At 36.9% G+C, this 12,297-nt stretch carries 15 protein-coding genes; all 15 read right to left on the reverse strand.

Annotated elements, in window-relative coordinates; genetic code table 11:
- Nucleotides 1–21: 21 nt before the first annotated feature.
- Entirely contained in the window at nt 22–549 is a 528-nt protein-coding gene (locus tag AABB81_RS04880; RefSeq protein ID WP_342159014.1) for a GNAT family N-acetyltransferase, read from the reverse strand.
- A complete protein-coding gene (locus tag AABB81_RS04885) occupies nt 530–1,453 on the reverse strand; it encodes a mechanosensitive ion channel family protein (RefSeq protein ID WP_342159015.1) in 924 nt (307 codons plus the stop codon). The genes AABB81_RS04880 and AABB81_RS04885 overlap by 20 nt, the downstream gene beginning before the upstream one ends.
- Nucleotides 1,454–1,502: 49 nt before the next feature.
- Nucleotides 1,503–3,029 carry a carbon-nitrogen hydrolase family protein gene (locus AABB81_RS04890; RefSeq protein ID WP_342159016.1) on the reverse strand — a complete coding sequence of 509 codons (1,527 nt, stop codon included), beginning with the start codon at nt 3,027–3,029 and terminating at the stop codon, nt 1,503–1,505.
- A gap of 116 nt (nt 3,030–3,145) precedes the next feature.
- Nucleotides 3,146–3,889, reverse strand: coding sequence for a sulfite exporter TauE/SafE family protein (locus AABB81_RS04895; protein WP_342159018.1), 744 nt, complete (start codon nt 3,887–3,889; stop codon nt 3,146–3,148).
- 240 nt (nt 3,890–4,129) lie between these two features.
- The gene (locus AABB81_RS04900; protein WP_342159020.1) at nt 4,130–4,840 is read right to left on the reverse strand and encodes a VIT1/CCC1 transporter family protein; all 711 of its coding nucleotides are present in this window, start codon (nt 4,838–4,840) and stop codon (nt 4,130–4,132) included.
- Nucleotides 4,841–4,923: 83 nt separating this feature from the next.
- Nucleotides 4,924–5,385, reverse strand: coding sequence for an SRPBCC family protein (locus AABB81_RS04905; RefSeq protein WP_342159021.1), 462 nt, complete (start codon nt 5,383–5,385; stop codon nt 4,924–4,926).
- Between the two features lie 149 nt (nt 5,386–5,534).
- Nucleotides 5,535–6,113 (reverse strand): hypothetical protein, encoded by a 579-nt coding sequence (locus AABB81_RS04910; protein ID WP_342159022.1) that lies wholly within the window; start codon nt 6,111–6,113, stop codon nt 5,535–5,537.
- Between the two features lie 80 nt (nt 6,114–6,193).
- Nucleotides 6,194–6,670: a YybH family protein gene (locus AABB81_RS04915; protein WP_342159023.1), complete on the reverse strand. Its 477-nt coding sequence runs from the start codon at nt 6,668–6,670 to the stop codon at nt 6,194–6,196.
- 50 nt (nt 6,671–6,720) lie between these two features.
- Entirely contained in the window at nt 6,721–7,272 is a 552-nt protein-coding gene (locus AABB81_RS04920; protein ID WP_342159024.1) for a pyridoxamine 5'-phosphate oxidase family protein, read from the reverse strand.
- Between the two features lie 234 nt (nt 7,273–7,506).
- Nucleotides 7,507–8,220: a MarC family protein gene (locus tag AABB81_RS04925; protein WP_342159025.1), complete on the reverse strand. Its 714-nt coding sequence runs from the start codon at nt 8,218–8,220 to the stop codon at nt 7,507–7,509.
- Entirely contained in the window at nt 8,177–8,932 is a 756-nt protein-coding gene (locus AABB81_RS04930) for an NYN domain-containing protein (RefSeq protein WP_342159026.1), read from the reverse strand. Before AABB81_RS04930 ends, AABB81_RS04925 begins: the two co-directional genes overlap by 44 nt.
- Nucleotides 8,933–9,128: 196 nt before the next feature.
- Nucleotides 9,129–9,338, reverse strand: coding sequence for a YgaP family membrane protein (locus AABB81_RS04935; RefSeq protein WP_342159028.1), 210 nt, complete (start codon nt 9,336–9,338; stop codon nt 9,129–9,131).
- A gap of 116 nt (nt 9,339–9,454) precedes the next feature.
- On the reverse strand, nt 9,455–10,081 hold the full coding sequence (locus AABB81_RS04940) for a carbonic anhydrase (RefSeq protein WP_342159030.1): 627 nt from the start codon (nt 10,079–10,081) through the stop codon (nt 9,455–9,457).
- Between the two features lie 164 nt (nt 10,082–10,245).
- Nucleotides 10,246–10,902, reverse strand: coding sequence for a DUF2490 domain-containing protein (locus AABB81_RS04945; protein ID WP_342159032.1), 657 nt, complete (start codon nt 10,900–10,902; stop codon nt 10,246–10,248).
- 162 nt (nt 10,903–11,064) lie between these two features.
- Nucleotides 11,065–12,267 (reverse strand): threonine aldolase family protein, encoded by a 1,203-nt coding sequence (locus AABB81_RS04950; RefSeq protein WP_342159033.1) that lies wholly within the window; start codon nt 12,265–12,267, stop codon nt 11,065–11,067.
- Nucleotides 12,268–12,297 lie beyond the last annotated feature (30 nt).

Raw genomic sequence — 12,297 nt, forward strand, 5'->3', positions numbered from 1 at the left:
TTGTGTATCAAAACCTGACATTCAATGCGCTCCAAGGATCATTGGATGATATTTTGCAACAAACATTTCCACTTCTTTTTTAGAAAACGGGTCTGGATAAGTCATAAGCAATAACGGCACAACAGATTTACCGTCATTCAAAGAGGGCAATTCATACTTGTGGCCATTGAGTTTAAACCCGATGGTTTCATAAAATTTAATTCTTCGTTTGTCGAGCGCAGAATTAGGTAATTCAACTTCCAAAATAATGGGTTTGTCACGACTGCATATAAACTGTTCAAGGATCATTTTTCCTAACCCCTGGTTTCTATGAACGGCTGAAACCGCAAAATGTTCTATATAGCTGTAGTCGTCAAAGTTCCACCAGAACATAAATCCAATAAAGCCATGTTCATTGACGAAAACATCAAAATTGTATAATGGGTTCTTTATGACCAGTGCTTGAACCTCTTTTGACCTCCTCATTTTCAGGGGGAATGCATCTTTGTATAATTTCCAGGCCTGCTCGAAAAACTTATCCGAAATGTTTTCAAGCTTTATGAGTCTCATCCGCTTTCAGAATATTTAGATTCGGTATTTTAACAATTTCCACAGTTGTTGATGCCAATACGACTTTTCCATTCGTCTTTTCAATTTCAGCTCCAATTAATTCATTCAATACATGTTTGGTATACCTCCTTTTCTTATAATCTACAATATACCTCAGGTTAAATTGAATCCAGTTATCGTTCATTGTTATGGCAAGGGTTGGATTCACCTCAGCATCTTCAATATAATATTTGTCGACAACGTCTTTCCATTTTGAAATTGATGCTTTAACATATTTCGATAATTCTTCAGAAGCAACCTGTATCACTATTTTTTTAGCAAGCTCCAGATCGGAACCGTACCTGATTGGCAAATCAAATTCATCCCAAATAAATGGAAAATCCTTGGAGTAATTGTAAACCGGGCCGCGGAATACAAAAGCATTGCTAAGCTTGACAATTCTACCGCTATAATTATCGCTGCTGACCCACTCTCCTATTTCCATCATCGTTGTATAAATGGTATCAACATCAATCACATCACCTTTTATTCCATTGATTTCAATTCGGTCACCAGGTTTGTATACTTTTACAAAGAAAATAAAAATTGAACCGGCGATGCTCAGGATAAGTTCCTGGAGTGTAATTGTAATTCCGGCAGTTAAAAGCCCGATCGCAAGGGCAAAATCTTTAATATTCCCTGTAAAGTAAGAGATTGAAAGGAAAATCAGCAGAAGGTAACCAATAATCTCAATCCCTTTTTGAGATTTATACCTCGTGGTACTGTCTGGTAAATTCTTCCTGATAATTTTTCTCAGGAACTGAATAATCATCACTATAAAAATAACCCATATCAGATATTTGATCAGGGAGCTTGATGTTGGATGCTCCAGCATCCACTGTCTTATGAGTTCAATTGACTTCATAATTTATAATAATTTCCTGCAGCTTTTATCTCAATGATTTTAAGAAAGGCTAATTGATTTTCTTCAATTCAAAAATATCCTTCCTCCTGTCTCTTAGATTCCGCACACTCCCAAACTGATTTAATTCCCTCAGTAAATCAATGTCAACATCTGCAATTAATATCATTTCTGTATTTGTTGTCGCTTCAGCTTTGATTCCATTAGCCGGGAAGGAAAAGTCACATGGAGTAAATACCATGGACTGGGCAAACTGAATATCCATATTATGAACCTTGGGAAGGTTACCCACGCTCCCGGCAATGGCCACATAACATTCATTCTCAATGGCCCTGGCCTGTGCACAATGCCTTACCCTTGAATATCCATTTTGTGTATCGGTTAAAAAAGGAATAAACAGGATATCCATTCCTTCATCAGCCAAGATTCTGCTAAGCTCAGGAAATTCAGAATCATAGCAAATCAAAACTCCTATCTTTCCACAATCTGTATCAAATGTTTTTAATACATTGCCTCCCTGCATTCCCCATACTTTTGCTTCATCAGGCGTCACGTGCAACTTTTCATATCGTTCAGTTGTACCATCCCTCCTGCATAAATAACCCACATTATAAAGAAGCCCATCCCTTAATTCGGGCATACTTCCGGTTATGACATTAATATTGTAGCTAATGGCAAGTTCCGAAAACTTTTGAACGATCATTGGGGTATATTTGGCCAATTCCCGAATTGCCTGTGATTCAGGAAGATGATTGTCATCTGCCATTAACGGAGCATTAAAAAACTCAGGAAATAAAGCAAAATCAGATCGGTATGCAGACACCGCATCTATAAAGTATTCAGCCTGCTGCATTAATTCGGTCATATCTTTATACAGGCGCATTTGCCATTGCACAAGGCCCAGGCGAATGATTTTTTTCTTAGCGACTGCCTTCTTTGACTGCTTTTCATAATAAATATTATCCCATTCGAGCAATACGGCGAATTCATTCGACAACTCGTCTCCTTCAAGGTAGCCCTTTAATATTTTTGAAGGATGAAAATCATTCGAAATTTGAAAATTTAAAACAGGGTCATGGATCTCTTTACGCTTCACTTTTTCAATATATTCCTTCGGGGAGAGGCTTTGAGCGTATTTATGATAATTTGGGATCCTTCCTCCAAAGGCAATCCCCCTCAAATTCAATTTTTCGGTAAGTTCTTTTCTGTAATCGTACAATCGGCGACCCAAACGTAAACCTCTGTATTCGGATTTGATAAAAACATCGATGCCGTATAACACATCTCCGTCAGGTTTATGGGTACTGAATGTATAATCACCCGTAATTTCTCTATAGGTATGGTGCTCGTCAAAAGAGTCATAATCAACCAGTATAGACAATGCACAGCCGGCCAACTCTCCATTCACCCTGATCACAACCTGCCCCTGTTGGAAATTCTCTATCAACGATTTTATCTGAGCTTCTTTCCAATAAGAATTTGGCATACTGTCATATGCCTCAATCATGGCCTCCTTTAACTCGTGGTAATCATCAAGTGTTAAAAAATCGAGCTCAATATTCTCTATGTTTTGAATCATTCTTTATTTTTTATTCAAAGATAAGTGTAATTTATTTTCAATTACATATTAATATTTGACCATTAATGTCATTACTCTTTTAATTTCATCTTTTAAACAGACCCGCTTTATTTGCGCTAATTTGATGATGATGTCATCATCAATTGAACCAGCGTAACTATTCCGATAATCAGAATAAAAATCAGGGACAACCTTCTGAATCTGGACTGTGGTATAAAAATCAATAATTTTTTCCCAACAAAAGAACCCAGAAGGCCAATGACCAATAAAAAAGGGACATAAATCAAATCATGCTTATGGATGTATCCATTGTTGTAATAGACAAATGTTCTTGAAAAATCAATCATAAAATCGATAAAAGCAGAAGTTGCTATGAATACGCTTTTTTTCAGATTGAACGCGGCCATTGTCAAACCTCTTATGGCACCTCCTGTACCTAACAATCCTGCCGAAAAACCCGATAACGCACCACCTGCAATAGCATTATTCTTATTAGGAGAAATACTTATTTCACTTTTGACTAAAAATAACAAACTGAATCCAACGAGAAATAAACCTAAAATAATTTCTAAAAGTGAACTGCTCACATATTTAGAAAGCAGGCCACCCAAAATCACAAAAAATACAGCAGGAGCTCCTATGTTTAAAAGAAGATTTTTATCCAATCCTTTTTTAAACAAAAAGATCTTACTCAAATTACTGGATAAGTGAAAAATTGCAGTAAGCCCTAATACAGAATGGAAGTCAAAATAAAAATTTCCTAAAGGAACAAAAAAAACTGAGGAGCCAAAACCACCGACAGTTCCTATAATTTCAGCGATCAGAGCCAATACTATAAAAATAAAATTGACGTCTTTCATTTTTATCTTTTTTATAACAGCACATTTGTTGTAGCAATCAGATAGCTTGTACAAACCATGCATTTAAGGCTCCCCCCTTCTTATGCAAGTTACTAAAATATCATTCTAAGATATCATGGATGTAACAAATAGTTCATTTGACTAACCTGTTTTTTTTCACAAGAATATATGCAGCATATACCGGGTTTTTACAAATCGTGATGTCATTTAAGGATTAGACCTCAATCTGCAGTCATTTTTTTAACTGAGGTTGACCCCGAACAAATAGCCCGCAAGGGCGGTTAAACCCATGGCAGCTGTTCCCCAGAACGTAATTCTAATCACAGCCTTTACAACATTTGAACCACCTGTTTTTGCCGCCAAGGCTCCCAGTATGACCAGAAATACAATGGCGAAACCGTAAAGGTAATACTCCATATGAGACAATGGAAAGAAGAACGTTACCAAAAAAGGAAGGCTGCCCCCAATCGTAAAAGCCAAACCCGATGCCAAAGCAGCCTGAATGGGATTTGCCTGGCTTATTTCATTGATGCCAAGCTCATCTCGTATATGCGATCCAAGAGCGTCGTAAGCCGTCAGTTCTTCGGCCACAGTTAAGGCCGTTTCTTTTTTTAATCCTCGCTTTTCATAAATTTCGGCCAAACGCTGAAGTTCAACTTCGGGCATTTCCTCTAATTCTATTCGTTCCCGTTCAAGATCAGCCCGTTCGATATCAGTTTGCGAACTGACCGAAACATATTCACCGGCAGCCATTGAAAGCGCTCCTGCAACAAGGCCCGCCAAAGTTGCAAGAACAATAGGCTCCCTGATATCGCTTGCGGCGGCTATACCTATGGCAAGACTAGCCGTTGATAATATACCGTCATTTGCACCCAGAACTGCCGCCCTAAGCCAATTACTTCTGTGTATATAATGATTGTCTAGATAATCATCTTTCGTTTCTACTGTCATTGATATTTATATTAAGGGTTCGATACAAACTATTGATTTTATAAAAAAGAATCTAAAGGGTCATCACATGTAACCGGTGGTTTTTATGCCCTTTCTTCAAAGGGAATGATAAGGCCTTTTTCAATATAATTTTTTAATCCGTTAAGGAGCATCGCCCAGCAGAATGAGGATCTCCTAAAATGAGCATTGCACTCAGGCCAGCCTCTGTGCCAAAATTGAAGATGTACCTTACTGTCATTCTCTTTCAAATCAAATCCGAAAGAGGTTGGATCCCAATCACGGTCAGATTCAACCATTTTAATATGAAATGACTTCTGTTCTTTAAGTTTTATGACTTTACCATACCAGTCATAACCTGGGCCAAAGAAAAAATTATAGGTTTCATTCTCTTTTGGAATCCCTTCGCAAGTATAGGGCCACCAATTGACAAGATGCTCAGGTCTCGTAATATATTGAAAGACCTTTCCAAGATCTGCATCAATGATCAGATCATGATAAATGGAATATACGTTTTCTCCCGGTGTGTCTGTTATTATTATATTCATGGTCCTAAAAATATATTGTCAATCATAATCGAATCTTTGTGATCAATTTATTATTTCTTACCCCCGGCTCCTTTATCCATTTAAGTCTCAGCCCTTAATTTGACTGCCCCTTCGATGGGCAGGCTATTTCTGTTCTGTCACAAACAGACTTATACATCTTTTGCTTGCCAATCAATACCTCTTAACCTTTGAATACCAAACAGAAATGAAAGTACAATAAGTACGATGAAAAATACAGAAGTCGTTGTGCTTTTTACAATTGAAAACAGATTTGCAGCCAGCATAACCTGCTTAGACAAATTCGGATACTCACTCAACAAGTAAACAATACTGAAATTCTCGAGATAATCTGCAATTCCGGCAATGATTGGTATAAAGCAAAGATAAAATAGGGAACCCTTTAGTTTGTTGATTTTATTGAGAAAATAAGCAATTAGAAAACAGTAGGTGATAGCAAAAAAACCGGGATAGATCATATCAACCGGTATTTGATTAAAAAGGTAGCGTTGACGCCCCTGTTCTCCTAAGGTGTCAAAAAGGGTTCTGATATAAGTCGCATCGTAGCCTAAAGGCATCATATCCAATAACCTCAGACCATTTGAAAATTCCATGACCCTTGGAATTGTAAATAACAGCATGATAACATAAACAAGCGTTGTTATCACAAACAGAACCAGTACTTTTTTTCCTGACAGGTTATTCTTTATGACCTCCTTAAACCGATTCATCCATCAACTAGTTTAACAAAGTTATTACTATAGACAATTCTTACACAAAACACCTAATTCATATGTTGCACAATCGATTTTTATAATCCAATATCCCTGTACATTTTCCAGCTTCCATCTTCCTGTTTCCAAACTACCAGGTATTTACCCTCACTTTTTACCTGTTTATCCTTATCCAAAAATTCATAAAGCCCTATTTCAACCAGATATTCACCATCACTAAAAAGTGAATTTGTGGTAAATCTTACTTCAGGAGTCCCTCTTTTAACAGCATTTGTTATCATAGAACCCCAAGCAGAAGCGAGATCGTCTTTTTTAATTGAACCAAAGGTTCCGTCGCTTGCATAATGCCCGGCCAAAGCCAGCGAATCAGCATTTTTAAAATCTTCGGAGAATTGCTTCACATTATTTTCGATTTCCTTTCTGGCCTGTACCATATCAATCCCATTATCTTGAGATTCGGGTGCCATTTTTTTCTTTTCGCTACAGGAAAGGCTCATACATAATATAATCAAGATCAGTGGACACAGAGAGATAATTGCTTTTGTATTTTTCATTTTAGTAAATTAAAGTTAATTTTATTTCCATTACACAAATAAGCCATTGATTACTTGTGCGTTCCATCAAATAATACTTTTTGCGGCTCCCAGCTCAGTGGATCACCAACAATATTCCGAGTATTGCTAATAACTTCCATCCATTCGGGAGTGACTTTGATTAACAGATAAGCTTCCTCCTTATTCTGATAAAAGGCCTCCCATTCTTCTTTCCATCGTTCCTGTTTTTCGATTGGATCATCTACAATTTGTGCCTGGCCATGGATCATAACATAACCCGAGGCATCCTGATCCAGATAAAACAACGTTACCCTTGGATCATTTTTGATTTGAGTTACCTTTCTGCTTTTTGAATTTGTTCCTAACCAGACTGTAAAATCATCTTCAGGAAGAAAGGCATCCATGACCCTCGCTCTCGGGCGACCTTCCTGATCTAAGGTGATCAGTGTACAGGTACCTGCAGCAGACATGATTTCCCTTGCTGCATGGGTTATTGTAATGTTCAACGGTATTTTTGACTCCTTATCCTGACTGAATCCCTTGGAAGGCCATAAAAGAATCAGGAGCGCGACAGCACAACTACATATTCTTATGAGTTTCATTGTTTTACTTTTAAGCTTTTTCGTTCCAATTACAGTGACATGATTCACTTAATGTCTTCAAAGCGTGAATATGCACCATTGGAAGAAGACACAACCAAGTTACTAAAAAACCCTCATAATACCTGAAATAAAATCAAACATTACACGGACTTACAGTCTGTTAAACAGTGCTTTGTATTATTAAAAAATATTGATTTTTGGTTAAAACTGCATCCTCCTGACCTTGATGGGATCCTATTTTATCATGTCCATGATGATAGGCTTTAAACCACTAAAGAAGAATTCAACCGCGATCACCATAACGATCAGCCCCATGAGCCTCATCATTACATTATTTCCGGTCACCCCGAGAAATTTTATGATTCGGGAAGAACTGTAAAGTATCAGATATGTGAGCAGGATGACCAGGAGAACCGTAGTGATTAAAATTACTTTTTTCTCGATAGAATCAGCGTCTTCCATCATGACTATAGAATTTGTAATGGCCCCGGGACCGCAAATCATGGGTATGGCCAAAGGTGTTATAGAAATGTCATTGATATAGGTTTTGACTTCAGATTCCTTTATCTTAACTTTTCCCAGTCGTGCTTCCAGCATATCCATTCCCATCAGGAAAAAAATCACACCTCCCACAATCCTAAAACTATTGACAGAAATCCCAAAAAAATTGAACAAGACCTGGCCTGAAAAAGCAAAAAACACAATGGTGAAAAATGCAACAATCGAAGCCTTTCGCGCCGTATTCGTTCTGTGCTGCTGATCCAAATCAGCAGTCATCGTCATAAAAATGGGCATTGTTCCCAAAGGGTTTATCAGCGTAAAAAATGAAGTGAAGGTCAAAATCGAAAAAGTTACTAATTCATTCATTACGTCATTTCTGATTTTTAATGTAAAAATAAATTCATTATTTCCTGCCCTTTGGGCTCCGCCTTTCCTTATTCTTGACAAAAATAAGTTTATGCTTGCTTTTAGGGGTTTCCCTTTGCTCTATTTCGAATTGACCTGTAGATTTAATCAAAGGTGTCAATTTTTCAAATCCATAATTCCTGGAATCAAAATTTGGTTGCTTTTTTTGCAACAAACTGCCCACGTCCCCAAGAAATGCCCAACCCTCTTCATCGGATAAATCAGAAATAGTCGTAGAAATTAACTTAATTACTTTTGTGGTTATTTTATCGATGCTTTCTTTAGGTTTATCCTTTTGATCAGTACCTTCTTTTTTCTCCGATTCCTTCCTGATGATTTCGACGTAGATGAATTTGTCACAAGCTACAATAAAAGGAGTTGGTGTCTTTTTTTCACCAATTCCTATGACCTGCATCCCTGCCTCTCTCAAGCGGGTAGCGAGCCTTGTAAAATCACTGTCACTCGATACCAAACAAAAACCATTTACCTTTTCAGAATAGAGAATGTCCATCGCATCGATGATCATGGCCGAATCGGTCGCATTTTTACCTGTTGTGTAGGCGTATTGCTGAATTGGTGTAATGGCATTTTGAAGCAATAGATTCTTCCATTTAGACAAATGAGGTTTCGTCCAATCTCCATAAATCCTTTTAATCGTTGGGTTTCCATACTTGGCGATTTCCTCCATCATCTCCTTTACATGAGCAGAAGGAATGTTGTCTCCGTCTATTAGGACGGCTATGTTTAAATTCATTTAGTCAGTTTTAAAATATACGCATTAAACAAGCGCATTCAGCCAGTTTAATTACAATTGAATACTATCTCATCGATGCTTTTCAGGGCACTAAATTAGCTATATTTTTTTGCTAAATATTAAATTTTTAACTTAAATAAATATTCAGTCATAAGTATGTAGCCATATACCATCAAGATGGTTGGATTATCCAAAGCTATTCTTTTTTTACTTCACAAGTGCTAATTCCAAATGGAGTATAAAGTGGGCAAAAACCAACGACACTGGTTAATAGAAAAACGCCCGCCAGCACCAAAAGCACGATACCCAAAGTACCCGTTAAAATATTTGCATAGTATAACACTCCAATAGCTACTGCTACAACCACCCTGATAATTCTATCAGTATTTCCCATGTTTTTTTTCATGACTTTAAATTTTATAGTTAATATTAAATGTTTGACACCTATCTATACTTTTTAAATGTGACTTTTCTCTTTGAAAAGATCAAGAAGCCCAGGCCAAAAAAGTGTATCCACATATACTAATACAATCTATAGATCTCTGTGATTTCGCTAAGGATTTTTTCAAAATCAATTTTTAAATCGATTAACCTCCCTGAATGAATATCAAAAACCCAACCATGGACCTTAATATTTCTATCTCTATAGGCGTACTGAACTTCAGCTGTTTTAATCACATTAATACATTGCTCCTGCACATTCAATTCAACCAGTCTTTTATATTTTTCCTCTTCATTGTCAATGGCATTCAATTCAATTCTGTGAATTCGATAAACATCCCTGATATTCCTGAGCCAGGGGTTTAAAATTCCCAGATCCTGAGATTGCATAGCAGCCTTTACTCCTCCGCAATAATAATGTCCGCAAACCACAATATGATTTACTTTAAGGTAAACAACTGCATAATCAATTACAGACATGGAACTCAAATCAGTATTTGGAACCATATTGGCAATATTTCTATGGATAAATGCATCGCCGGGATCCAATCCCATTAACTCTTCCGCGCTAACCCTGCTATCAGAACAACCAATATAAAGCACCTCAGGATTTTGTCCCTTAGAAAGATTTTTAAAATAATCAGGATCCAGATTCAGTTTGTCTTTAACCCAAGCCTTGTTACTTTCAAATATTTTTTGAATCTGCATATTGTTTCGTTTTGATTTTGGCTTTCAACCTGAAAGTTACCCTTAGAAAATTACTCTGATGCTACTTTATATTGTTTCGTTTTGCTTTCAATAAGTTAAATTTAGCAAAACAAATTCAAATTGTTATCAGGATGTCGTATTTAAAAACGGTATTGGCATGGACCCTAGAAGTTAATAAAGGCGATCATATTCAATTGATCCCGGTTTGTGTCAGGTAAAAACTGATTCATATAACCCAGTTCCACTCGCAGCGATTTTGAAAATTTATATCCGAGCCCACCGTAGAGCCGATCCCTGTCAAAAATAGTATTCTCAGAATTCAGGAAAATCTCGTTATACAATGAAAGGTAGAGCGTTTTATCTATAATTTCCTTATTGCTCAAAGCGATATTCAATGAAAGAAAATATCTGAAACGCAGCTTAAAATCATCTTCAACAAACCGTTGTTCAAATCGGTATCGATGTTGCAGGTAAACTCTTTTAAACTGCTGCTTTGTAATGAATTGCTGGTAAATCCTGTGTTCATTGACGTCGTATTTTTCGTCTGTCCCGTCAATATAATTCTGACTCAGGATATATCCGTAACCCAACAATATATTATTATTGTTTTCAGATAAATTATAACCAACTCCGGTTCTTAACAGCAATTGCTCAAGATCTCCAATAAAGTTATAATTTCTGTATTGTACTTCACTGTGCCAATTCCATTTTGAATCAATTTTCATGTTTCCAAAATACATCCACCAATTTCCCAATTCACTCTCTTGTGCGGTCCCAAAAAGCGGAACTGAAAACATAAGTATTACGATCAATTTTTTCATTTGACAAATATAACCATTACCCTTTAAAGTTGAATCTAATAATAAGATCACCTTAAAAAAATTAAGTTAGACCTGTTATTTCAAATATTTTTTATTCGATAGGTAATATAAACTCATGCCATTCATCATAAGAATCTATTGTTAAAGCCTGATTCAGAACTCTTATTTCGAAAATGTTTTAATGGCAGCCCTCCAGGCATGCACTATTTCATTAAAATCCCTTAAAAGCAAACTTTCATTCACGGCCAACCTTAGAAGACCATTTTCAGAAGGTCTTAACAAGATATCATGTTCTTTATACAAAATTGTACTGAGTTCTTTTGAGTTGATATGTGAGGCTAATGAAAGGTCATAAATATTTGTTCCATTATTTAAAGCGCTGATTTTCAAACCTTCTATTTTATTGAGCTCGGTTACTAATTTTCCGGCGGTATCCACCACTTGTTTCAAACGCAATTCAATCCCTTCCAGAAAATGCAGGGCCATAGAAGTATTGGTCCAGCTTTGAAATACGGTTCCCCCGAAAATCTTGATCTGATGTGCAAGCTGATCAATAATTGCTGTCTCGCCGCAAAGAATTGCTCCTCCGGTCGTATTTAAGTATTTGTATAAAGATATATAAACAGTATCAAAACAGGAGGCATATTCCTTTAGGGATATACCGGTATAAGCCATTGCCAAATGAATACGAGCACCGTCTAAATGCATTTTGATCCCATTCTTTTTGCAATAAGCCGATATCTCTTTGATTGTTTCTATGGGCACAGCCATTCCATTAGCACGACGAACAGGGTTTTCAATGACTACAGCGCCTAATCCACTTCGAAAGACCTCATTTTGCTTCATATAGTCAATCGAACTTTTCAAATCTTTAAGCTCAAAATAAGGTTGATCATGACCAACCGGAACAAGTCTTTTGCCGTGTACACTTTGTGCTGCGTCGGCCTCATCCCTGAATACATGTGAATTTTCAGGCACAATGACCTTTGTGTTTTTTCCACTTAGGAGCTTAATTGCTAATTGATTAGCCATGGTACCTGTAGGCAAATACATGGCCTTTTCCTTTCCTGTAAGTCTTGCGAATTCATCTTCGAGTAGCTGAGTTGATCCGCCTTTCCCATAAAAGTCCGGTTCAATTCTGTTGGCAAGGTCAATGTCTCTAAGTTTATCAATATATTGTCGGGGTGATAAATTCAGGCCATCGTATATAAAGTTGACAATCTCGTTTCCAATTGGGCTGCCTGTTTCATCTGACGACAATGTCATGGCATCTAATCCGGCTGTTGGAAGCAAAAACGGAACTGTAGTCAGGCCGCATTTTTTAAGAAATTCTCTTCTATTATTTTCTTCCAGTGTTTTTTTCATTCTGTAATTTAAAAATGTTGCGAAAAGAAA

This window comes from Lutimonas vermicola, from assembly GCF_038433205.1.
Taxonomy (GTDB): Bacteria; Bacteroidota; Bacteroidia; order Flavobacteriales; family Flavobacteriaceae; genus Lutimonas; species Lutimonas vermicola.

What these genes read in the sequence shown, in the direction of transcription:
- AABB81_RS04900 (WP_342159020.1), bottom strand. Translation starts at nt 4,840, where the DNA reads ATGACAGTAGAAACGAAAGATGATTATCTAGACAATCATTATATACAC.
- AABB81_RS04895 (WP_342159018.1), bottom strand. Translation starts at nt 3,889, where the DNA reads ATGAAAGACGTCAATTTTATTTTTATAGTATTGGCTCTGATCGCTGAA.
- AABB81_RS04905 (WP_342159021.1), bottom strand. Translation starts at nt 5,385, where the DNA reads ATGAATATAATAATAACAGACACACCGGGAGAAAACGTATATTCCATT.
- AABB81_RS04880 (WP_342159014.1), bottom strand. Translation starts at nt 549, where the DNA reads ATGAGACTCATAAAGCTTGAAAACATTTCGGATAAGTTTTTCGAGCAG.
- AABB81_RS04915 (WP_342159023.1), bottom strand. Translation starts at nt 6,670, where the DNA reads ATGAAAAATACAAAAGCAATTATCTCTCTGTGTCCACTGATCTTGATT.
- AABB81_RS04950 (WP_342159033.1), bottom strand. Translation starts at nt 12,267, where the DNA reads ATGAAAAAAACACTGGAAGAAAATAATAGAAGAGAATTTCTTAAAAAA.
- AABB81_RS04885 (WP_342159015.1), bottom strand. Translation starts at nt 1,453, where the DNA reads ATGAAGTCAATTGAACTCATAAGACAGTGGATGCTGGAGCATCCAACA.
- AABB81_RS04920 (WP_342159024.1), bottom strand. Translation starts at nt 7,272, where the DNA reads ATGAAACTCATAAGAATATGTAGTTGTGCTGTCGCGCTCCTGATTCTT.
- AABB81_RS04890 (WP_342159016.1), bottom strand. Translation starts at nt 3,029, where the DNA reads ATGATTCAAAACATAGAGAATATTGAGCTCGATTTTTTAACACTTGAT.
- AABB81_RS04935 (WP_342159028.1), bottom strand. Translation starts at nt 9,338, where the DNA reads ATGAAAAAAAACATGGGAAATACTGATAGAATTATCAGGGTGGTTGTA.
- AABB81_RS04930 (WP_342159026.1), bottom strand. Translation starts at nt 8,932, where the DNA reads ATGAATTTAAACATAGCCGTCCTAATAGACGGAGACAACATTCCTTCT.
- AABB81_RS04910 (WP_342159022.1), bottom strand. Translation starts at nt 6,113, where the DNA reads ATGAATCGGTTTAAGGAGGTCATAAAGAATAACCTGTCAGGAAAAAAA.
- AABB81_RS04940 (WP_342159030.1), bottom strand. Translation starts at nt 10,081, where the DNA reads ATGCAGATTCAAAAAATATTTGAAAGTAACAAGGCTTGGGTTAAAGAC.
- AABB81_RS04945 (WP_342159032.1), bottom strand. Translation starts at nt 10,902, where the DNA reads ATGAAAAAATTGATCGTAATACTTATGTTTTCAGTTCCGCTTTTTGGG.